Annotated in this window: 18 protein-coding genes; 15 read left to right on the top strand and 3 right to left on the bottom strand. The window is 72.8% G+C overall.

Features of this window, described 5'->3' with window-relative positions; translation table 11 throughout:
* Nucleotides 1-36: 36 nt before the first annotated feature.
* Both ACQFYA_RS04955 and ACQFYA_RS04960 read right to left on the bottom strand, forming a co-directional pair.
* A complete protein-coding gene (locus tag ACQFYA_RS04955) occupies nt 37-1,506 on the bottom strand; it encodes a nucleobase:cation symporter-2 family protein (protein ID WP_499121958.1) in 1,470 nt (489 codons plus the stop codon).
* A 138-nt stretch (nt 1,507-1,644) separates the two neighbouring features.
* Nucleotides 1,645-3,015: an 8-oxoguanine deaminase gene (locus ACQFYA_RS04960; protein ID WP_499121960.1), complete on the bottom strand. Its 1,371-nt coding sequence runs from the start codon at nt 3,013-3,015 to the stop codon at nt 1,645-1,647.
* 155 nt (nt 3,016-3,170) lie between these two features.
* Between ACQFYA_RS04960 and ACQFYA_RS04965 the strand changes: the two genes are divergently transcribed.
* Complete coding sequence (locus ACQFYA_RS04965) at nt 3,171-3,866, top strand: demethylmenaquinone methyltransferase (protein WP_499127441.1); 696 nt, start codon at nt 3,171-3,173, stop codon at nt 3,864-3,866.
* 182 nt (nt 3,867-4,048) lie between these two features.
* The gene (locus tag ACQFYA_RS04970) at nt 4,049-5,380 is read left to right on the top strand and encodes an MFS transporter (protein WP_499121962.1); all 1,332 of its coding nucleotides are present in this window, start codon (nt 4,049-4,051) and stop codon (nt 5,378-5,380) included.
* A gap of 63 nt (nt 5,381-5,443) precedes the next feature.
* Here ACQFYA_RS04970 and ACQFYA_RS04975 read toward each other — a convergent pair whose 3' ends face one another.
* Nucleotides 5,444-5,659: a YtxH domain-containing protein gene (locus ACQFYA_RS04975; RefSeq protein WP_499121963.1), complete on the bottom strand. Its 216-nt coding sequence runs from the start codon at nt 5,657-5,659 to the stop codon at nt 5,444-5,446.
* Nucleotides 5,660-5,950: 291 nt separating this feature from the next.
* On the opposite strand from ACQFYA_RS04975, the gene ACQFYA_RS04980 reads away from it, so the two are divergent.
* The 13 genes from ACQFYA_RS04980 (at nt 5,951) to nuoL (ending at nt 20,651) form a co-directional block, all read left to right on the top strand.
* Nucleotides 5,951-7,264, top strand: a complete 1,314-nt coding sequence (locus tag ACQFYA_RS04980) for a geranylgeranyl reductase family protein (protein WP_499121964.1) — start codon at nt 5,951-5,953, stop codon at nt 7,262-7,264.
* A 76-nt stretch (nt 7,265-7,340) separates the two neighbouring features.
* The gene (locus ACQFYA_RS04985) at nt 7,341-7,703 is read left to right on the top strand and encodes an NADH-quinone oxidoreductase subunit A (RefSeq protein WP_499121966.1); all 363 of its coding nucleotides are present in this window, start codon (nt 7,341-7,343) and stop codon (nt 7,701-7,703) included.
* A gap of 130 nt (nt 7,704-7,833) precedes the next feature.
* Nucleotides 7,834-8,385 (top strand): NuoB/complex I 20 kDa subunit family protein, encoded by a 552-nt coding sequence (locus ACQFYA_RS04990; protein WP_499121967.1) that lies wholly within the window; start codon nt 7,834-7,836, stop codon nt 8,383-8,385.
* Nucleotides 8,382-9,203 carry an NADH-quinone oxidoreductase subunit C gene (locus ACQFYA_RS04995; protein WP_499121969.1) on the top strand — a complete coding sequence of 274 codons (822 nt, stop codon included), beginning with the start codon at nt 8,382-8,384 and terminating at the stop codon, nt 9,201-9,203. The genes ACQFYA_RS04990 and ACQFYA_RS04995 overlap by 4 nt, the downstream gene beginning before the upstream one ends.
* Nucleotides 9,200-10,546, top strand: a complete 1,347-nt coding sequence (locus tag ACQFYA_RS05000; protein ID WP_499121970.1) for an NADH-quinone oxidoreductase subunit D — start codon at nt 9,200-9,202, stop codon at nt 10,544-10,546. The genes ACQFYA_RS04995 and ACQFYA_RS05000 overlap by 4 nt, the downstream gene beginning before the upstream one ends.
* Nucleotides 10,543-11,436 carry an NADH-quinone oxidoreductase subunit NuoE gene (gene nuoE, locus ACQFYA_RS05005; protein ID WP_499121972.1) on the top strand — a complete coding sequence of 298 codons (894 nt, stop codon included), beginning with the start codon at nt 10,543-10,545 and terminating at the stop codon, nt 11,434-11,436. The genes ACQFYA_RS05000 and nuoE overlap by 4 nt, the downstream gene beginning before the upstream one ends.
* The gene (nuoF, locus tag ACQFYA_RS05010; protein ID WP_499121973.1) at nt 11,429-12,778 is read left to right on the top strand and encodes an NADH-quinone oxidoreductase subunit NuoF; all 1,350 of its coding nucleotides are present in this window, start codon (nt 11,429-11,431) and stop codon (nt 12,776-12,778) included. The genes nuoE and nuoF overlap by 8 nt, the downstream gene beginning before the upstream one ends.
* On the top strand, nt 12,778-15,453 hold the full coding sequence (locus ACQFYA_RS05015) for an NADH-quinone oxidoreductase subunit G (protein WP_499121974.1): 2,676 nt from the start codon (nt 12,778-12,780) through the stop codon (nt 15,451-15,453). Before nuoF ends, ACQFYA_RS05015 begins: the two co-directional genes overlap by 1 nt.
* The gene (nuoH, locus tag ACQFYA_RS05020; protein WP_499121975.1) at nt 15,450-16,784 is read left to right on the top strand and encodes an NADH-quinone oxidoreductase subunit NuoH; all 1,335 of its coding nucleotides are present in this window, start codon (nt 15,450-15,452) and stop codon (nt 16,782-16,784) included. Before ACQFYA_RS05015 ends, nuoH begins: the two co-directional genes overlap by 4 nt.
* A complete protein-coding gene (gene nuoI / locus ACQFYA_RS05025; RefSeq protein WP_499121977.1) occupies nt 16,781-17,560 on the top strand; it encodes an NADH-quinone oxidoreductase subunit NuoI in 780 nt (259 codons plus the stop codon). Before nuoH ends, nuoI begins: the two co-directional genes overlap by 4 nt.
* Entirely contained in the window at nt 17,557-18,402 is an 846-nt protein-coding gene (locus tag ACQFYA_RS05030) for an NADH-quinone oxidoreductase subunit J (RefSeq protein WP_499121978.1), read from the top strand. Before nuoI ends, ACQFYA_RS05030 begins: the two co-directional genes overlap by 4 nt.
* Nucleotides 18,402-18,701, top strand: a complete 300-nt coding sequence (nuoK, locus tag ACQFYA_RS05035; RefSeq protein ID WP_380241969.1) for an NADH-quinone oxidoreductase subunit NuoK — start codon at nt 18,402-18,404, stop codon at nt 18,699-18,701. The genes ACQFYA_RS05030 and nuoK overlap by 1 nt, the downstream gene beginning before the upstream one ends.
* A gap of 24 nt (nt 18,702-18,725) precedes the next feature.
* Complete coding sequence (gene nuoL / locus ACQFYA_RS05040; RefSeq protein ID WP_499127442.1) at nt 18,726-20,651, top strand: NADH-quinone oxidoreductase subunit L; 1,926 nt, start codon at nt 18,726-18,728, stop codon at nt 20,649-20,651.
* The last annotated feature ends 7 nt before the right edge of the window (nt 20,652-20,658 follow it).

Here is a 20,658-nt window from a genome sequence, read left to right on the forward strand (position 1 = left end):
GGTGCGGCGCCCGGTGCTGTCACCGGTGCGACGACGTCACCGCGGGCCCGCGCCGCCGCGGCCCTCGGTGGACTCGGTGGAGCGGTTGAGGACGCCGTCGTCGGCGAGGTCCTCGAGCTGGTCGTCGTCGACCGCCCTGCTCGCGGTGCCCTTGACGAACACCGACGGGTTCTCGGGCGTGCCGGCCTTGATGTGGTTGAACAGGATGTTCAGCAGGATGGCCATGAGCGCCGCCGAGCTGATCCCCGAGTGGAAGATGGTGCCGAACCACGTGGGGAACTGGTCGTAGAAGTCGGGCTTGGCGATCGGGATCATGCCGAACGAGATCGACGCCGCGACGATGACAAGGTTCATCGAGTTCGCGTAGTCCACCTTGGCCAGGGTGCGGATGCCCGACGCCGCGACCGAGCCGAACAGCACGACGCCGGCGCCGCCGAGCACGGGAGTGGGGACGGCGGCGACCACGCGGCCCAGCACGGGCAGCAGGCCGAGGACGACGAGGATCGCGCCGCCCGCGGCGACGACGAAGCGCGACTTCACGCCCGTGATGGCGACGAGGCCGACGTTCTGCGCGAACGCGGACTGCGTGAACGAGCCGAAGACGGGGGACACGACGGAGGAGGCCATGTCGGCGCGCAGGCCGTTGGCGATGCGCTTGCGGTCCACCTTGGTGCCCACGATCTCGCCGACGGCGATGATGTCCGCCGTCGTCTCCGTGAGGGTCACCAGGATGACGATGAGCATCGACACGATGGCCGCGACCTCGAAGGTCGGGGCGCCGAACACGAACGGCGTCGGGAAGGCGAACACCCGGCCCTCGCCGACGCCGGAGAAGTCGGCCATCCCCAGGGCGAGGGCGATCAGGGTGCCGGCGACGATCGCGATGAGGATCGACAGCCGCGAGACGACCCCGGAGCCCACCTTCGACAGCAGGATGACGATGGCGAAGGTGAGGAACGCGAGGCCGATGTTGCTCGTCGAGCCGTAGTCGGGCGCCTCGGCGTCGCCGCCCATCGCCCAGTTCGCTGCGACGGGCATGAGGGTCAGGCCGATCGTCGTGATGACGACGCCGGTCACCACCGGCGGGAAGAACCGGATGATCTGGGCGAAGAACGGGGTGATGAGGAAGCCGATCGCGGAGGCGACCAGGACGGCGCCCAGCACGGCGGGGATCCCTCCGCCGCCCCCGACGATGGCGACCATCGTGGACACGCCCGCGAACGAGACGCCCTGGACCAGCGGGAGCTGGGAGCCGAAGAACCGGATGCCGACCGTCTGCAGGATCGTCGCGAGCCCGCCCATGAAGAGCGAGGCGGCGATGAGCGTGCCGATCTCGGCGGACGTGAGGCCGGCGGCGCCGCCGACGACGAGCGGCGGCGCGATGATGCCGCCGTACATCGTCAGCACGTGCTGCAAGCCGTACCCGAACGTGGCGCCGATCGGCAGCCGCTCGTCCTCGGGACGGGCGGGGTCGGTCGTCGCGCGGGTGGTGGCGGATCGAGCCATAGCGGACCTCCTTGTGCGCTACCAGTGCCTACTCTTCCGTTCTACGGAAGAAGCCTTCCACTATTCGACCGGCAAGTGTGATCTGTGTCAACCCCCTCCGCCGGTCGAGCTTGTCGAGACCTCCGCGCTTCGGCAGGCTCAACCGGCGTCGACGAGCCGGCGGGCGGCCTCGCGGTGCTCGGCGAGGAGGGCGGGCAGGTCGAGCCCCACGACCGCGCCGTCGACGACGCGCCACTCGCCGCCCACCATCACGCGGTCGGCGCGGTCCGCTCCGCACAGCAGCAGTGCCGCGACCGGGTCGTGGGAGCCGGAGAAGCGGGGCTCGTCGAGCCGCCAGAGGGCGAGGTCGGCCTGCTTGCCGACCGCCAGGACGCCGACGTCGTCGCGGCCCAGCACGCGGGCCGAGCCCCGGGTGGCCCAGCCCAGGGCGCGGGCCACGGGGACGGACGCCCCGTACTTGAGCCGCTGCAGGTACAGGGCCTGCCGGGCCTCGAGGATCATCGTGGAGGCGTCGTTGGACGCGGAGCCGTCGACGCCGAGGCCGACGGGCACCCCGGCCGCCTCGAGCTCCAGCACCCGCGCGATGCCCGACGCGAGCCGCATGTTCGACGTCGGGCAGTGCGCCACGCCCGTGCCCGCGGCGCCGAGCCGCTCGATCTCGCGGTCGTCGAAGTGGATGCCGTGGCCCAGCCAGGCGCGGTCGGTGAGCCACCCCACGGACTCGAGGTAGTCCACGGTGCGCATCCCGAACCTCTCCCGCAGGAAGTCCTCCTCGTCGATCGTCTCGGCGAGGTGGGTGTGCAGCCGCACGTCGTGCCGCTCGGCGAGCTCCGCCGTGTCGCGCATGTTCTCCGGCGTGACGGAGAAGGGGGAGCACGGCGCGAGGGCGATCTGGACCCGGGCTCCCGCGCCGCGCTCGTGGTACGCCGAGATCAGCCGCTCGGAGTCGGCCAGGATGGTGTCGGCGTCCTGGACGACCGACTGCGGCGGCAGGCCGCCGTCGTCCGTGCCGAGCGTCATCGACCCGCGCGTGAGGGTGGCGCGCATCCCGAGCTCGCGGACGGCCGCCACCTGGATGTCGATCGCGTCGTCCAGGCCGCCGGGGAAGACGTAATGGTGGTCCGCCGCGGTGGTGCACCCCGACAGCAGCAGCTCGGTCAGCGCGACCTTGGTGGCGAGCTCGTGGGCGCGCGGCGTGAGGCGGGCCCACACCGGGTACAGGTTCACGAGCCAGGGGAACAGCTCGGCGTCCGCGACCGGCCCCCAGGCGCGCGTGAGGGTCTGGTAGAAGTGGTGGTGCGTGTTGATCAGGCCGGGCGTGACCACGTGCTCGGACGCGTCGAAGGTCGCGTCCACCGGGCCCGTCGGGCTCGCTCCCGCGGCCACCAGCTCGGTGATCACGCCGCCCGACACCACGACCCCGCCGCGGGCGTCGGTCGCGCCCGTGGGGTCGGCGGGGGAGTCGTCGGCGGTGAAGACGGCCAGCGGGTTCTTGATCCAGGTGCTCATCGGTGCCTCCTGACGGCGGCGGCCGGGCAGCGGCGCCGCGTCGCGCCGGCTCAGTGGGCCTGTCTGCCGATCCAGGGAGCGCCGGCCTCGCGCCGTCGTCCTGCACGACGCTAGGTCACCCGCCGCCCCGGTGGCAACGTGCGACGATGACACCCGTGTCCCGCGCCAGCCTGGAGAAGAAGCCCGCCGAGGTCGCGTCGATGTTCGACGGCATCGCGCGGCGCTACGACCTCGTGAACGACCTGGTCTCGCTCGGCCAGGACCGGCGCTGGCGGCGCGCGGTGGTGGACGCCGTCGCGGCCGTCCCGGGCGAGCGCGTGCTCGACCTGGCGGCGGGCACCGGCACGTCCAGCGAGCCCTTCGCCGACGACGGCGCGCTGGTGGTGCCGTCCGACTTCAGCCTCGGCATGCTCACCGTGGGCAAGGGCCGGCGTCCGGACCTGTCCTTCGTCGCCGGCGACGCCACCCGGCTCCCGTTCGCCGACGGCGCCTTCGACGCCGTGACGATCAGCTTCGGGCTGCGCAACGTGGTCGACACCGACGCGGCGCTGCGCGAGATGCTGCGGGTGGTGCGGCCCGGCGGGCGGGTCGTCGTCTGCGAGTTCTCCACGCCCACGTGGCGGCCGTTCCGCGTGCTCTACCAGGAGTACCTGATGCGCGCCCTGCCCGTGGTGGCGGGGGCCGTGACCCGCGACCGCGGGTCCTACGACTACCTCGCCGAGTCGATCCGCTCGTGGCCGGACCAGGCGGCGCTCGGCCGACGGCTCCTCGCCGCCGGGTGGGACCGGGTGTCGTACCGCAACCTCGCCGGCGGCATCGTCGCGCTGCACCGGGCCGTGCGCCCGCGCTGACCGAGCCCGACCACCGAGCCCGACCGCCGAGCCCGACCGCCGAGCCCGACCGCCGAGCCCGACCGCCGAGCCCGACCAGGGCCTTTGACGTCGCTTCCGTCGTCGTCGTATCGTCCACCAGCGCCTGAAACGTTTCAAGGATGACGCGCAGCACGACGACGTACGCACGAAAGGCTCAGTCGATGACGACACCACACAGCGCGACGCGCCCGACGCCGGGCGGCGGCACCCGTCTGCACGGGTACCGGGCGACCGTCGCGGTCGCGATGTCCAACTACATCGAGGCGGGCTCGATCATCGCGCTCGCCACCAGTCTCACGCTCTGGCAGGAGCACTTCGGGCTCAGCAACCTCGCCGTCGGCCTTGCCGCCGCGCTGAGCGCCAACGCCTTCGGCGCGGCCGTCGGGGCCATGATCGGCGGGCCGCTGGGCGACAGGTACGGCCGCAAGTTCATCTACACCTACGACCTGCTGCTCTACATGCTCGGCACGGCGTTCATCGTCTTCGCCGGCGCCCCGTGGATGCTGTTCGTCGGCATCGTGCTCACCGGCATCGCCGTCGGCGCGGGCGTCCCCGTCGCGTGGACGTACATCGCGGAGGAGGCGCCCGACGGCCAGCGCGCCCGGCACGTCGGCACCGCGCAGCTCGCCTGGTCGCTCGGGCCGTTCGTCGGCTTCGTGCTCGCCACCGCGCTCGTGCCCCTCGGCCTGCTCGGCAGCCGCATCATCTTCGCCCACCTGTTCGTGATCGCCTTCGTCACCTGGTGGGTGCGCCGCGGCCTCGCGGAGTCCGACGTCTGGAAGGAGTCGAACGCCAAGCAGGTCGCGCTCGGCCGCCGCCGGCGCGGCTTCCGGGAGCTGGTGTCGCACCCGCAGAACGTCAAGGCGCTGCTGTTCCTCGTGGGCGTGTACGCCCTGTGGAACACGGTGGCCGGCCAGGCGGGCATCTTCATGCCGCGCGTCTACCAGACCGCCGGCGTCGAGAGCGCGGTGGCCCAGAACCTGCTCCAGGTGCTGGTCTGGGGCCTGACGTCCGCCGCCACCTTCTGGGGCTTCATGAAGTACGGCGACCGGGTGAGCCGGCGGCTGCTGTACGGCATCGGCGCGGTCATGGCCGTCGCCGCGTGGATGATCCTCGCGTTCGTGCCGCACGTCTCGATGCCCCTGCTGATCGCCTACGCCGTGCTGTGGGGCGTGTCGGCGGGCATCGGCGCCCAGGCCTTCTACGCGCTGTGGACCGCGGAGCTGTTCGCCACCGCCTACCGCGCGTCCGCGCAGGGCGTGCTCTTCTTCGTGGCGCGCATCGCGGTGGGCCTGCTGAGCTACCTGTTCCCGACGATGCTCGCGAACCAGGGCGTGCCGTTCGTCGGCGGGATCATGGTCGCGCTCCTCGTCGCGTCCCTCGTCATCGGCGTCGTCTGGGCGCCGGACACCGCGGGCAAGAGCCTCAAGGAGATCGAGCGGGAGCGCTACGGCGCCGACCTCGACGAGGCCGAGGTCCCGGTCGCGCGCTGACGGCGGCGGGCGGGCCCCGGCGACGGAGCCGCCGTCGCCGGGCCCGCCGCGCGTCGGTGCGGGTCAGGCGCCGGCGGTGCGGTCCTTGAGGGCGCTGCCCTGCTCCTTGGCGAACTCCGTCACGCTGCTGGTGACGTCCGAGACCTTGGCCTGGACGCGCGGGTCGTTCCAGGTCTCGGTGGCCCAGCCCTTGGCCTTGTCGAGCTGCTGCCGGCCCTTCTCGGTGCCGAGCAGATAGCCGAGCGTTGCGCCGACGACGAATGCCGGTCCTGCCTTCATGGGACGCGCCTCCTTGTGGTCGAGCCGGTGGGGGTCGTGCGCACGACCGTAGGCGCGTCCGGAGCAGTACGCACCTCGCGACATGCCGATCGGGTCACACCGCCGGACCTGCGGGGACGCAGGTTCCCGCGCCTCTTCGCGCCCGCCCGCCGGAGGGCGCCGCGGAAGGAAGGGTTACCTTCCTACACATCGTCCCGCGAACGTGACTAGAGTGCTGGCAAGAGTTGTGATGGGGTTCACAAATCGACTCCGGCACCGTCGCCGGGGCGCTCGAGGGAGCGAGGTGAGCACGTGCGGTCAGGTCGTCTGGACGACGCCGACGTCATCGTCGTGGGCGCCGGCCCGGCCGGGACGTCCACGGCCCACTGGTGCGCGTCCGCGGGCCTCGACGTGCTCGTGCTCGACAAGGCGTCCTTCCCTCGCGACAAGGTCTGCGGCGACGGGCTGACGCCCCGCGCGGTCGGCGAGCTGGCCCGGATGGGGCTCGGCACGCAGCCCGAGGACGGCTGGATCCGCAACGAGGGCCTGCGTGTCGTCGCCGGCGCCCGGTCGTGGGAGCTGCCCTGGCCCGACCTCGACTCCTACCCCGGCTACGGCATGGCCCGCGCCCGCACCTCGCTCGACCACCGGCTCGCCCAGCACGCGCAGGCCAGCGGCGCCAAGCTGCTCGAGCGCACCAAGGTGGCCGGTCCGCTGCTGGACGAGCGGGACGGCCGGGTCGTGGGCGTGCGCGCACAACCCCTGGACGCTCGCGGCCGCGCCGACGGCGCGGAGGCGGTCTACCGAGCACCCGTCGTGGTCGCGGCCGACGGCGTCTCCTCCCGGTTCGCGACGGCGCTCGGCATCACGCGCCGCGACGACCGGCCGCTCGGCACCGCCGTCCGCACGTACTTCCGCACCGAGGGCACCTCCCGGCACGAGGACGCGTGGATGGAGTCGCACCTCGAGCTGTGGGACGGCGCGCCCGGCGCGTCCAACCTGCTGCCCGGCTACGGGTGGATCTTCGCGCTCGGCGACGGCACGGCCAACGTGGGCCTCGGCGCCGTGAGCTCCACGCCCGCGCGGCAGTCGGCGACGGGCCACGACTACCGCAGCATGCTGCAGGCCTGGATGCGGAACACCCCCGAGGACTGGGGCTTCACGCCCGACAACCAGGTGGGCCCGGTGCGGGGCGCGGCGCTGCCGATGGGCTTCAACCGCAGCCCGCTCTACCGCGACGGCGCGGTGCTGGTGGGCGACGCGGCCGGGATGGTCAGCCCGTTCAACGGCGAGGGCATCGCCTACGCCCTGCAGGCGGGGCGGGTCGCGGCCGACGCGATCGCGCAGGCGCGCACCCGCACCACGGACGACGCCCGGGAGCGCACGCTCGCGTCCTACGCGGACCGGATGCGGGCCGACCTGGGCGGCTACTACACGGTGGGTCGCTGGTTCGTGCGGCTCATCGAGCACCCGCAGGTCATGCGGCTGTGCGTGCGGTACGGGCTGCCGCGGCCGGTGGTCATGAGGTTCGTGCTCAAGCTGCTGTCCGACTGCTACGAGCCGCGCGGCGGCGACTGGGTGGACCGGGTCGTCGCGGGGCTCACCAGGGTGGTCCCGGCGGCATGAGCGCAGACGAGCACAAGGGAGTGGTCGAGATGCACGAGGTCGGGCGGAGCGCGGCGGCGCGGTCGGGAGCGGCACGATGACGAACCCGTACGTGCCGGTCCTCATGCTCATGGGCGTGGCCCTGGTGCTGGCCGTGGGCGGCGTGACGGCGAGCGCCGTCATCGGGCCCAAGCGCTACAACCGGGCCAAGCTCGACGCCTACGAGTGCGGCATCGAGCCGACGCCGCACGCGGTGGGCGGCGGTCGGCTCCCGGTCAAGTACTACCTGGTCGCCATGACGTTCATCGTCTTCGACATCGAGGTGGTCTTCCTCTACCCGTGGGCGGTGGACTTCGCGGCGCTCGCCGGCTTCGGCCTGGTCGCGATGCTGACCTTCCTCGCCCTCATCACCGTGCCCTTCGTCTACGAGTGGCGACGGGGCGGACTCTCCTGGGTCTAGGCCCGGGCGCACGACGGCACGACCCAGCACGACCTGCACGACCCAGCACGACGACCCAGCACGAACACGGCAAGACGGACGGCGACGGTGCCGGCGGGATCCGGCACCGATGCTCACGAGGGGAGGGTTCATGGGCCTGGAAGAGGCTCCGTCGGGCTTCCTGCTGACGACGATCGAGGACCTGGCGGGCTACCTGCGCAAGGCGTCCGTGTGGCCGGTGACGTTCGGATTGGCGTGCTGCGCCATCGAGATGATGGCGGCCGGCGCGTCGCGGTTCGACCTGTCGCGGTTCGGCATGGAGGTGTTCCGGGCGTCGCCGCGGCAGGCGGACCTCATGATCGTCGCGGGCCGGGTGAGTCAGAAGATGGCCCCGGTCGTGCGGCAGGTCTACGACCAGATGAGCGAGCCCAAGTGGGTGCTGTCCATGGGGGTCTGCGCGTCCAGCGGCGGCATGTTCAACAACTACGCGATCGTGCAGGGCGTCGACCACATCGTGCCGGTCGACGTGTACCTGCCCGGCTGCCCGCCGCGCCCGGAGATGCTGATCAACGCGATCCTCGCGCTGCACCAGCAGATCCAGGACTCGCCGCTGGGCGTCAACCGCAAGGAGGCGGCCGCGGCCGCCGAGGCGGCCGCGCTCGACGCCACGCCGACGTTCGAGCTCAAGGGGCTGCTGCGATGAGCGGGGGCACCACCGGCACGCCGGCGGGCGGGGCGAGCGCCGACAAGCCCGTGCCGCAGCCCGAGGAGGTCCTCGGGCCGCGTGCGGGCGAGCTGGTCGCGGGCAGCGACCAGGCCGGGCGGCCGGGGCGCGGGCCCGAGGTCGTCGAGGTGCGGCGCGGGATGTTCGGCGTGCAGGGCTCCGGCGACACGTCGGGCTACGGCGGCCTGCAGCAGCCGGTGGCGATGCCCGGCGCGGCGACCCGCCCGTACGGGGGCTGGTTCGACGAGGCGGTCGACGTGCTCGGGGAGGTGCTGGCGGCGGCGGGGGTCGCGTTCGACGCCGCGGTCGAGCGCGTCGTCGTCGACCCGCAGGCCGACCCGCCGAGCCCGCGCGCCGAGCTCACGCTGCACGTCGCGCCCGAGCACCTGCTGGCCGTCTGCCGGGCGCTGCGCGACGACCAGGACCTGCGCTTCGAGCTCAGCCTCGGGGTCTCCGGGGTGCACTACCCGCAGGACGCCGGGCGCGAGCTGCACGCCGTCTACCACCTCACGTCGGTGACGCACGGCCGGCAGGTGCGGCTCGAGGTCGCGGTGCCCGACGCGGACCCGCACGTCCCCTCCACCACGTCCGTGTACCCGACGAACGACTGGCACGAGCGCGAGACCTGGGACTTCTTCGGGATCGTCTTCGACGGCCACCCGGGCCTGGCGCGCATCGAGATGCCCGACGACTGGCCGGGCCACCCGCAGCGCAAGGACTACCCGCTGGGCGGCATCCCCGTGGAGTACAAGGGCGCCACGGTGCCCCCGCCCGACACGAGGAGGTCGTACTCGTGACAACCACGGGAACGCCGCACGCCACCCGCCCGCCCACCGACGACTTCGACCCGGGGATCCCCGGGTTCGAGGCCTCGGGCGGGGACTGGGACGAGATCGCCCGCGAGGCCGTGGGCGAGGAGCGCATCGTCGTCAACATGGGCCCGCAGCACCCGTCCACGCACGGGGTGCTGCGCCTCATGCTCGAGATCGACGGCGAGACGGTCACCGAGGCCCGCTGCGGCATCGGCTACCTCCACACCGGCATCGAGAAGAACATGGAGTTCCGCACCTGGACGCAGGGCACCACGTTCTGCACCCGGATGGACTACCTCGCGCCGCTGTTCCAGGAGACGGCCTACTGCCTCGCCACCGAGAAGCTGCTGGGGATCACGGACGACGTGCCCGAGCGGGCGTCGATCATCCGGGTGCTCATGATGGAGCTCAACCGGGTGGCGTCCCACCTCGTGTGCCTCGGCACGGGCGGCAACGAGATGGGCGCGACGACGGTCATGACCATCGGGTTCACGGCGCGCGAGGAGATCCTGCGTCTGTTCGAGGCGGTCACCGGGCTGCGCATGAACCACGCCTACGTGCGCCCGGGCGGCGTCGCGCAGGACGTGCCCGAGGGCTTCGAGGACCAGGTGCGGGCGGCGCTGCCGAAGATCCGCCACTACCTCGGGCAGCTCGGCGACCTCATGCTCGCCAACCCGATCTTCAAGGGGCGCCTCGTCGACGTCGGCGTGCTCAACCTCGCCGGGTGCATGGCGCTCGGGGTCACCGGCCCCGTGCTGCGCTCCACCGGGCTGCCCTACGACGTGCGCAAGGCGTTCCCGTACTCCGGCTACGAGACGTACGACTTCGACGTCCCGACGTCGACCGACGCGGACTGCTACGCCCGCGTGGTGCTGCGGATCGAGGAGTGCTACCAGTCGCTGCGGATCGTCGAGCAGGCGCTCGCCCGGCTCGAGGGGACGGCCGGTGCACCGGTCATGGTGGCCGACAAGAAGATCGCCTGGCCCGCCCAGCTCGCGGTGGGCGCGGACGGCCAGGGCAACTCGCTCGACCACATCCGCCAGATCATGGGCACCTCGATGGAGGCCCTGATCCATCACTTCAAGCTCGTCACCGAGGGCTTCCGCGTGCCGGCCGGGCAGGTCTGGCAGACCGTCGAGCACCCGCGCGGCGAGCTCGGCGTGCACGCGGTGTCCGACGGGGGCACCAAGCCGTACCGGGCGCACTTCCGCGACCCGTCGTTCAACAACCTCCAGGCCGTGTCGGTGATGTGCGAGGGCGGCCAGGTGGCCGACGTCGTCGTGGCCGTCGCGTCCCTGGACCCCGTGCTGGGAGGGGTCGACCGATGACGGCAGAACCCACGAGCGCGCGCTCGCAGACGCGGTACGACGCGGACACGCTGGCGGGACTCGCCGCCGACGCGGCGGCGATCAGGGCACGCTACCCGGACCCGCGCTCCGGGCTGCTGCCGATGCTGCACCTGGTGCAGTCCGTGGACGGGTACGTGAGCCGGGACGGCATCCTGTTCTGCGCCGAGCAGCTGGAGCTCACGCCGGCCGAGGTCAGCGCGGTCGCCACGTTCTACACCCAGTACAAGCGGCACCCCAACGGCACCTACACCGTGGGCGTGTGCACCAACACGCTGTGCGCCGTCATGGGTGGCGACGCCATCTTCGACGAGCTGAGCGACCACCTCGGCGTCGGGCACGACGAGACCACCGACGACGGCGCGATCACGCTCGAGCGCGTCGAGTGCAACGCGGCCTGCGACTACGCGCCCGTCGTGATGGTCAACTGGGAGTTCTTCGACAACCAGACGCCCGGGTCGGCCACCGACCTCGCCGACCGGCTGCGCGCCGGCCAGGAGGTGGCGCCCACGCGCGGCGCGTCCTCGGTGTGCAGCTTCAAGCAGATGAGCCGCGTGCTGGCCGGGTTCACCGACGGCCGCGCCGACGAGGGCGTGGGGGCGGGGGAGCCGACGCTGGCCGGTCTTCGGCTGGCCCGGGCTGCTGCTGCCGTGGAGGGTGCGTCGGACGGGGCGGGGGAGCCTTCGTCGTCGTCGGTCGAGCCTGTCGAGACCCGGGTTTCGACCAGCTCAACCAGCGGATCGACAGGCTCGACCACCGAGGTCGCGCCCGAGACCGGCGGGGAGCAGTCGTCGGCGGAGCGGGAGCCTTCCGTGCCCGGGGACGACGAGCCGGGACGTTCGACCTCCGGAAAGGGTGACGGCGATGACTGAGCTCTTGCCCGTGCTGACGGACACGTGGGACGCCGACCGGTCGTGGACGCTCGCGGCCTACGAGGCGGCCGGCGGGTACCGCGGGCTGCGCACGGCCCTGGCGACGGAGCCCGGCGACCTCGTGCAGACGGTGAAGGACTCGGGCCTGCGCGGCCGCGGCGGCGCCGGGTTCCCGACCGGCATGAAGTGGGGCTTCCTCCCACCGCCCGATGGCGGGCCGCGATACCTCGTGGTCAACGCGGACGAGTCCGAGCCGGGCACGTGCAAGGACATCCCGCTGATGATGGCGAGCCCGCAGCACCTGGTGGAGGGCATCGCGATCACGAGCTACGCGATCGGCTGCCACCACGCGTTCGTGTACGTGCGTGGCGAGGTGCTGCACGTGTACCGGCGCGTGCTCGCGGCGGTGCAGGAGGCCTACGACGCCGGCTACCTGGGCAAGGACGTGCTCGGCTCCGGCTTCGACCTGGAGGTCACGGTGCACGCGGGCGCGGGCGCGTACATCTGCGGGGAGGAGACGGCGCTGCTCGACTCCCTCGAGGGCAAGCGCGGCCAGCCGCGGCTGAAGCCGCCGTTCCCGGCCGTCGCCGGACTGTACGCGCGGCCCACGGTGGTGAACAACGTCGAGTCCATCGCGTCGGTGCCGGGCATCGTGGCGCGCGGGGCCGACTGGTTCTCCGGCATGGGCACCGCGAAGTCGCAGGGCCACGGCCTGTTCTCCCTGTCCGGGCACGTCGTCCGCCCGGGGCAGTACGAGGCGCCGCTCGGCATCACCCTGCGCGAGCTGCTCGACCTCGCGGGCGGGATCCGGCCGGGCCACGAGCTGAAGTTCTGGACGCCGGGCGGGTCGTCGACGCCGCTGTTCACGGCCGACCACCTCGACACCCCGCTCGACTACGAGTCGGTCGGGGCGGCGGGCTCGATGCTCGGCACCCGCGCGCTGCAGCTCTTCGACGACACGACCTGCGTGGTCCGAGCGGTCAGCCGCTGGACGGATTTCTACGCGCACGAGTCGTGCGGCAAGTGCACGCCCTGCCGCGAGGGCACGTACTGGCTCAAGCAGGTGCTGCACCGCATCGAGGCGGGCCAGGGCGAGGAGCGCGACGTCGACCTGCTGCTCGACCTGTGCGACAACATCCTGGGCCGCGCGTTCTGCGCGCTCGGCGACGGCGCGACGTCGCCCGTGACGTCGAGCGTCCAGCTCTTCCGCGACGAGTACGAGGCGCACATCGAGGGCCACGGGTGCCCGTTCGACCCGCGCGCCAGCGCCCTGTTCGACTACACCCCGAGGAATCACCGGACCCCGGCCCTGGCGGGCGCGGCCGGTGTGGGAGGTCACTGATGACGGCGACCACGGACAAGCCGACCTCCGGCGGGGGCCAGGGCGCGCCTCCCGTCGAGACGGTGACGCTCACCATCGACGAGGTCGAGGTGACCGTGCCGAAGGGCACGCTCATCATCCGCGCGGCCGAGCAGGTGGGCATCCAGATCCCGCGGTTCTGCGACCATCCGCTGCTGGAGCCCGCCGGCGCATGCCGGCAGTGCCTCGTCGAGGTCGCGATGCCGGACCGCGAGGGCAACGTGCGGCCCATGCCGAAGCCGCAGGCGTCGTGCACGATGACGGTCACCCCCGGGATGATCGTCAAGACGCAGCGCACCTCCCCGGTCGCGGACAAGGCGCAGCAGGGGGTCATGGAGCTGCTGCTCATGAACCACCCGCTGGACTGCCCGGTGTGCGACAAGGGCGGCGAGTGCCCCCTGCAGAACCAGGCGATGACCAACGGGCGCGCCGAGTCCCGGTTCGAGGACGTCAAGCGCACCTTCCCCAAGCCGATCGCCGTCTCCACCGAGATCCTGCTCGACCGCGAGCGGTGCGTGCTGTGCCAGCGCTGCACCCGGTTCAGCGAGGAGATCGCGGGCGACGCGTTCATCGCCCTGCAGGAGCGCGGGTCGGTCCAGCAGATCGGCCGCTTCGACGAGACCGTGCTCGACTTCGCGCCGCCGCCGTCGTCGACGGTCGAGCCCGCCGACAGCGAGGGCGTGGTCTCGACGAGCACGACCAGCACGTCCGGGCAGCCGTTCGCGTCCTACTACTCCGGCAACACGGTGCAGATCTGCCCGGTCGGCGCGCTCACCGGCGCCGCGTACCGCTTCCGGTCCCGCCCGTTCGACCTCGTGTCGACGCCCGGCGTCTCCGAGCACGACTCCTGCGGCTCCGCGATCCGCGTCGACCACCGGCGGGGCGTCGTGCTGCGGCGGCTGTCGGGGGAGGACCCGGCGGTCAACGAGGAGTGGATCACCGACAAGGACCGCTTCGCCTTCACCTGGCAGGCCGCCCCGGACCGGCTCACCACCCCGCTGGTGCGGGACCGGGTGCTCGACGAGAACGGCGCCGTCGTGTCGCGCGGCGAGCTGCGGCCCGCGTCGTGGGTCGAGGCGTTCGAGCTGGCGGCCGAGGGCCTGGCCGCCGCGCGGGCGGCCGGCGGGGTCGGGGTGCTGCCCGGCGGCCGGCTGACCGTCGAGGACGCCTTCGCCTGGTCGCGGTACGCGCGCACCGTGCTCGGCACGGACGACGTCGACCAGCGCGCCCGCGTGGGCTCGGCGGAGGAGACGGCGTTCCTGGGCCACGCGGTGGCCGGGACGGGCGTCGGCGTGACCTTCGGCGACGTCGAGGCCGCCCCCGCCGTGCTGCTGGCGGGCCTGGAGGCGGAGGAGGAGGCCGGCGTCACCTTCCTGCGGCTGCGCAAGGGGGTGCGCACGCACGGAACGAAGGTCTGGTCGATGGCGCCGTTCGCCAGCCGCGGGCTCGCCCGCCTGGACGGCACGCTGCTGCCCGCCGCCCCCGGCACCGAGGCCGAGTGGCTCGGCATCCTCGCCACGCGGGCCGGCGGCGGTCTGGTGCCCGCCGACTCCGACGCCGCCACCCTCGGCGCCGTCGCCGAGGCGCTCGCCGCGCCGGGCGCCGTGATCCTCGTGGGCGAGCGGCTCGCGTCGGCTCCCGGCGCCTACGCGGAGGCCCTGCGGCTCGCCGCCGCCACCGGCGCGCGGGTCGCGTGGATCCCGCGCCGCGCGGGGGAGCGCGGCGGGCTCGAGGCGGGGCTGCTGCCGGGCCTGCTGCCCGGCGGACGCCCGCTGACCGACCCCGCGGCCCGCGCCGAGGTCGCGGCCGCCTGGGGGGTCGACGCCGACGCGCTGCCGGCCGCACCGGGTCGCGACGTCGCGGAGATCCTCGACGCCCTGTCGGTCGGGCAGCTCGGCGGCGCCCTGGTCGGCGGCGTGGAGCCGGCCGACCTGCCCGACCCGGCGCACGCCCGGACGGCGCTCGCCGCCGCGGGCTTCGTGGTCTCGCTCGAGGTCCGCCGGTCCGAGGTGACCGACCTGGCGGACGTCGTGCTGCCCGTGGCCCCGCCGGTCGAGCGGGCCGGGTCGTACTGGAACTGGGAGGGCCGCGTCCGCGCGTTCGGCGCGGCGCTGGAGAGCGGCGCGCTGCCCGACCACCGCGTGCTCGACGCCCTCGCCGAGCAGGCCGGCGTCGACCTCGGCGCGGCGACCCCGCTCGAGGCGCACCGGGCGATCGCGGCGCTGCCGGCCTGGGGCGGCGCGAGGGTGCCGGCCCCGGAGGGCGAGCTCGTCGAGCCGCCCGAGGTGCCGCCGGGCTCCGCCGTCCTGGCGAGCTGGCACCTGCTGCTCGACGACGGCGCGCTGCAGGACGGCGAGCAGTTCCTCGCCGGCACCGCGAAGCGGCCCGTGGCGCGGATGTCCGCCGCCACGGCGGCCGCCGTCGACGTCTACGACCGCGACCGCGTGACGGTGACCACCGACCGGGGCTCCGTGACCGTGCCGGTGGCCATCACGGAGATGGTCGACCACGTGGTGTGGCTGCCGCTCGCGTCCCGCGGCTGCCGCGTGCACGACGCGCTCGGCGCGGTACCGGGCGACCTCGTGCGCATCGGGCCGCCCGCCTCGACCGCCTCGACCGCCTCGACCGCCTCGACCGACGACGGAGGTGCCGCATGATCCCCGGGGTCGCGTCCGACTTCAGCAACGACTGGCTGTGGGTCTCGCTGATCAAGGCGGTGCTCATCGTCGTCTTCCTGCTGACGAGCGTGCTGTTCGCGATCTGGTTCGAGCGCAAGGTCGTGGCGCGCATGCAGGTGCGCCCCGGCCCCAACTGGCACGGCCCCTTCGGCCTGCTGCAGTCGCTCGCGGACGCGATGAAGCTGCTCCTCAAGGAGGACGTGAACGTCACCCGCGCCGACCGGGTCGTGTACCTGCTGGCGCCGATGATCTCCGTGTTCTGCGCGCTGCTGGTCTTCGCGGTCATCCCGTTCGGCCCCGAGGTGACGATCCCGTTCACCGACTACTCCACGCCGGCGCAGCTCACCGACTTCCCGGTGGCCATCCTGTACGTGCTGGCCTGCGCGTCGATGGGCGTGTACGGCATCGTGCTGGGCGGCTGGTCCTCCGGCTCCACCTACCCGCTGCTCGGGTCGGTGCGGTCCACGGCCCAGGTCATCTCCTACGAGCTGGCGATGGGCCTCTCCCTGGTCAGCGTGTTCATCATGGCCGGGTCGATGTCGACGTCGCAGATCGTCGCGTCGCAGACGAGCATCTGGTGGTTCCTGCCCCTGCTGCCCGCGTTCGTCGTGTACGTCATCTCGATGATCGGCGAGACCAACCGCCTCCCGTTCGACCTGCCCGAGGCCGAGGGCGAGCTCGTCTCCGGGTACATGACCGAGTACAGCTCGATGAAGTTCGCCTGGTTCTTCCTGGCGGAGTACATCAACATGCTCAACGTCTCGGCCGTCGCCACCACGCTGTTCCTCGGCGGGTGGCGCGCACCGTGGCCGATCTCGGCGATCAACGACGGCATGTTCAACACCGGCTGGTGGCCCGTGCTGTGGTTCCTGGTCAAGCTCTGGCTGGTCATGTTCGTGTTCGTCTGGGTGCGCGGCACGCTGCTGCGGCTCCGGTACGACCAGTTCATGTCCTTCGGCTGGAAGGTGCTGATCCCGGTCGCGCTGGTGTGGGTCGTGGTGCTCAGCGTGTTCCAGTACCTCGGGCTCGCGGGCATCACCCGCACCCAGCTCATCACCGGCGTGGTCGTCGCTGCCGCGGTGGTCATCGGCCTGCTGTGGCTGTGGCCCGACCGCAATGCCGCCGACGGGAGACCCGCGGAGGCGGGGTCCGGCCCGCCGGGCGCCTCCCCCGCCCGGTCGGGGGAGTTCGACGCCTTCGCCGACGGCTTCCCCGTGCCGCCCCTGCCCGGGCAGTCCCTGCCGCCGTCGCCCCGGGCGCGCCGGCACGTCCCCGCCTCCGCCGTCGACCGATCCGAGGAGACGCGATGACCGACAAGCCGTACGAACCGCTGCGCCCGAGCAAGGGCCCGCTGGGCGACCTGTTCGCCCCGGTGGCCGGGTTCGGCGTGACGTTCTCCTCCATGTTCCGGCCCACGGTGACGGAGCAGTACCCCCGCACCAAGACGCCGCCGCAGCGCCGGTACCACGGCCGCCACCAGCTCAACCGGTACGCCGACGGGCTGGAGAAGTGCATCGGCTGCGAGCTGTGCGCCTGGGCGTGCCCCGCGGACGCGATCTACGTGGAGGGCGCGGACAACGCCGAGCTGCCCGACGGCGAGCACATGTCGCCCGGCGAGCGGTACGGCCGCGTCTACCAGATCAACTACCTGCGCTGCATCTTCTGCGGGCTCTGCATCGAGGCGTGCCCCACCCGGGCGCTCACGATGACGAACGACTACGAGCTGGCCGGCCCCGACCGCGCCGGGATGATCTACGAGAAGCAGGACCTGCTCGCCCCGCTCGCGGAGGGCATGCTCGCCGCGCCGCACCCGATGGTCGAGGGCACCACCGACACCGAGTACTACCGCGGCGAGGTCACGGCGCCCACGGACGAGCAGGTGGCATGGGTGCGCGAGCACCGGCCCGACGACCCCAGCCTCGAGGGCGCCGAGCAGGTGGTGCACGGCGACGCGCCGCCCCCCACCCCGCGCCGGCACCGGCTGCGCGGCAGCGCCACCAAGGCGGCGGTCGCGACGCGGCAGGCCGCGGAGGGCGGGCACGTCGCGACGCTCCCGACCCCCGACCCCAGCGACGGCCGGTCGTGACGGCGTCGGGCGCGGAGGCCGCGCTGTTCTGGGTGCTCGCGCCGCTCATGGTGCTCGCCGCCCTCGGGCTGCTGTTCGCCCGCAAGGCGGTGCACGCCGCGGTCTGCGTGATGTTCGTGATGGTCGGCCTGGCCATCCTGTACGTGGCTCAGGAGGCGCCGTTCCTCGGCGTCGTGCAGGTGGTCGTGTACACGGGCGCCGTGATGATGCTCTTCCTGTTCGTGCTGATGCTCGTGGGCGTCGACTCGGCCGACTCGCTGACCGAGACCATCAAGGGCCAGCGGTGGCTGGGCGTGCTGCTCGGCCTCGGGCTGGTCGCGGTGCTGCTCGGCGTGATCGCGCAGGCGGCGTTCCCGCCCGCGGTCGGGCTCGCCGAGGCCAACGCCGTGACCAACCCGGTGGCCCTCGCGCGGGTGCTGCTGGGCGACTACGTGCTCGCGATGGAGGTGGTCGGCGTCCTGCTGGTCACCGCCGCGCTGGCGGGGCTGGTCCTCACGCACCGGCGCCGGCTGCACGTGCGGCCCACCCAGCGGTCGCTCGCCGCCGCGCGGGTCGCCGCCATCGAGGAGGGCCGCACGCTCACGCCGCTGCCCGCTCCCGGCGTCTACGCGCAGAACAACGCGATGGACACGCCGGCGCTCGGCCCGGACGGCGAGCCGCTGCCGCACTCGGTGCCCCGGGTGCTGCGCATCCGCGGCCAGGAGCGGTCGGCCACCGCGCTGCTCGCCGAGGAGGAGACGCTGGTGGTCTCGTCGATCTCGCTGGTCGAGCCGGTCGATACCCCCGACGTGGTCTCGACAGGCTCGACCGGCGGGGACGACGAGGACGGGGAGGCGCGCTGATGGAGATCACCAACTACCTGGGGCTGGCCGCGATCCTGTTCGCGATCGGTGCGACGACGGTGCTGCTGCGGCGGAACGCCATCGTCGTGTTCATGGGTGTGGAGCTCATGCTCAACGCGACCAACCTCGCGTTCGTCACGTTCGCCCGCATCCACGGCGACGTGACGGGCCAGGTGCTCGCGTTCTTCGTCATGGTGGTCGCGGCCGCCGAGGTGGTGGTGGGTCTCGCGATCATCATCACGATCTTCCGCTCCCGCCGATCGGCCTCGGTCGACGACGTCAACCTGCTGCAGAGCTGAAGGGCTCCGGTGACGACGCAGATGATGCAGACCCTCTCCCTGGCCCCCTGGCTGGTCGCGATCCCGATGGCCGGCGCCCTGGTGCTGCTGGTCGCCGGCCGGCGCACCGACCGGTGGGGGCACTGGCTGGGCGTGCTGGCCAGCGCCGCGACGTTCGTCGTCGGGCTGGTGATGCTCCTCGACATGCTCGGCACCCCCGCGGACCAGCGGGTGGGCACCCGCACCGTGGGCACGTGGATCGACACCGGGTCGCTGCACGTGGACCTCGGGTTCCAGGTGGACCCGCTGTCGATGACGTTCGTGATGCTGGTGACCTTCGTCGGCACGCTGATCCACGTGTACTCGGTGGCGTACATGGACCACGACGTCGACCGGCGCCGCTTCTTCGGCTACCTCAACCTGTTCGTCGCGGCGATGCTGCTGCTGGTGCTCGCCGACTCCTACCTGCTCCTCTTCGTCGGCTGGGAGGGCGTGGGCCTGGCGTCCTTCCTGCTCATCGGGTTCTGGGACGGCAAGCGGGCCAACGCGGTGGCGGGCAAGAAGGCGTTCGTCATGAACCGCGTGGGCGACATGGGGCTCATCGTCGCGATGATGCTCCTGCTCGCGACGTTCGGCGCCGTGGACTTCGGCACGGTGCTCCCGGCGGCGGGGGAGGGCGCGGCGGCGGCCGGCCAGGGCACGATGACGGCGATCGGCCTCATGCTGCTGCTCGCCGCGTGCGGCAAGTCGGCGCAGCTCCCGCTGCAGGCGTGGCTCGGGGACGCGATGGCGGGCCCGACGCCGGTGTCCGCGCTGATCCACGCGGCCACGATGGTGACCGCCGGGGTGTACCTGCTGGTGCGCTCCGGCCCGCTCCTCGAGGCCGCGCCCGACGCGCAGCTCGTCATCGCGATCGTCGGCGCCCTGACCCTGCTGTTCGGCGCGATCGTCGGCTGCGCGAAGGACGACATCAAGAAGGCGCTCGCGGCGTCGACGATGTCGCAGATCGGCTACATGATGCTCGCCGCCGGGCTGGGCCCGGTCGGGTACGCGTTCGCGATCTTCCACCTGCTCACGCACGGCTTCTTCAAGGCGGGGCTGTTCCTCGGCGCCGGCTCCGTGATGCACGCGATGGACGACGACGTGAACATGCGCCGCTTCGGCGGCCTCGCCCGCCTGCTGCCCGTCACGGCCATCACGATGGGCCTGGGCTGGCTCGCCATCCTGGGCGTGCCGCCGTTCTCCGGCTTCTGGTCGAAGGACAAGATCATCGAGGCGGCGTTCGTGGGGGAGGGCTGGCGACCGTGGGTGTTCGGCCTCACCGCGCTGCTGGGCGCCGGGATCACCGCGTACTACATGTCCCGCCTCTTCTTCATGACGTTCGCGGGCCGGCGCCGCTGGAGCGACGGCGGGCCCGGCGACGACGGCGCGCCCGTGCGGCACCCGCACGAGTCCCCGCGGCTCATGACCTGGCCGATGATCGTGCTGGCCGTGGGCTCCGTGGCGCTCGGCGGGATCCTCGCCGCGGGCGACCGGTTCGTCACCTGGCTCGAGCCCGTCACCGGCCACGCGGAGCACGCCGAGCCGGTGCTGCCGGTGTGGCTGCTGATCACGCTCACGCTGGTGCTCGTGGTGCTGGGCGCGCTGCTCGCCTTCCGGCAGTACGCCGTCGCGGCGGTGCCGGTGGCGCCGCCGCGGGCGCCCGCCGTCGTGCGCGCCGCCCGGGTCGACCTGCACCAGGACGACGTCAACGAGGCGCTGGTCATGCTGCCCGGGCAGTACCTGACCCGGTCGCTCGTGTACTCCGACCGCACGGCGGTGGACGGCGGCTGGCTGGGCCTCGCGGGCGGGATCGGGCGGCTCGGCACGAGGCTGCGCAAGCTCCAGAACGGCTACGTGCGCTCGTACGCGGCGACGATGCTCGGCGGCCTCGGGGTCGTGGGGATCGTCGTGTGGGCGCTGGCGAGCTGACGGGGCC

Origin of the sequence: Promicromonospora sp. Marseille-Q5078 (assembly GCF_050315395.1) — a bacterium.
GTDB lineage: Bacteria > Actinomycetota > Actinomycetes > Actinomycetales > Cellulomonadaceae > Isoptericola.

What these genes read in the sequence shown, in the direction of transcription:
- nuoE (WP_499121972.1), top strand. Translation starts at nt 10,543, where the DNA reads ATGACGGCAGAACCCACGAGCGCGCGCTCGCAGACGCGGTACGACGCG.
- nuoI (WP_499121977.1), top strand. Translation starts at nt 16,781, where the DNA reads ATGACCGACAAGCCGTACGAACCGCTGCGCCCGAGCAAGGGCCCGCTG.
- ACQFYA_RS04985 (WP_499121966.1), top strand. Translation starts at nt 7,341, where the DNA reads ATGACGAACCCGTACGTGCCGGTCCTCATGCTCATGGGCGTGGCCCTG.
- ACQFYA_RS04990 (WP_499121967.1), top strand. Translation starts at nt 7,834, where the DNA reads ATGGGCCTGGAAGAGGCTCCGTCGGGCTTCCTGCTGACGACGATCGAG.
- ACQFYA_RS04975 (WP_499121963.1), bottom strand. Translation starts at nt 5,659, where the DNA reads ATGAAGGCAGGACCGGCATTCGTCGTCGGCGCAACGCTCGGCTATCTG.
- ACQFYA_RS04955 (WP_499121958.1), bottom strand. Translation starts at nt 1,506, where the DNA reads ATGGCTCGATCCGCCACCACCCGCGCGACGACCGACCCCGCCCGTCCC.
- ACQFYA_RS04970 (WP_499121962.1), top strand. Translation starts at nt 4,049, where the DNA reads ATGACGACACCACACAGCGCGACGCGCCCGACGCCGGGCGGCGGCACC.
- ACQFYA_RS05015 (WP_499121974.1), top strand. Translation starts at nt 12,778, where the DNA reads ATGACGGCGACCACGGACAAGCCGACCTCCGGCGGGGGCCAGGGCGCG.
- ACQFYA_RS04960 (WP_499121960.1), bottom strand. Translation starts at nt 3,015, where the DNA reads ATGAGCACCTGGATCAAGAACCCGCTGGCCGTCTTCACCGCCGACGAC.
- nuoK (WP_380241969.1), top strand. Translation starts at nt 18,402, where the DNA reads ATGGAGATCACCAACTACCTGGGGCTGGCCGCGATCCTGTTCGCGATC.
- nuoH (WP_499121975.1), top strand. Translation starts at nt 15,450, where the DNA reads ATGATCCCCGGGGTCGCGTCCGACTTCAGCAACGACTGGCTGTGGGTC.
- ACQFYA_RS04995 (WP_499121969.1), top strand. Translation starts at nt 8,382, where the DNA reads ATGAGCGGGGGCACCACCGGCACGCCGGCGGGCGGGGCGAGCGCCGAC.
- nuoL (WP_499127442.1), top strand. Translation starts at nt 18,726, where the DNA reads ATGCAGACCCTCTCCCTGGCCCCCTGGCTGGTCGCGATCCCGATGGCC.
- nuoF (WP_499121973.1), top strand. Translation starts at nt 11,429, where the DNA reads ATGACTGAGCTCTTGCCCGTGCTGACGGACACGTGGGACGCCGACCGG.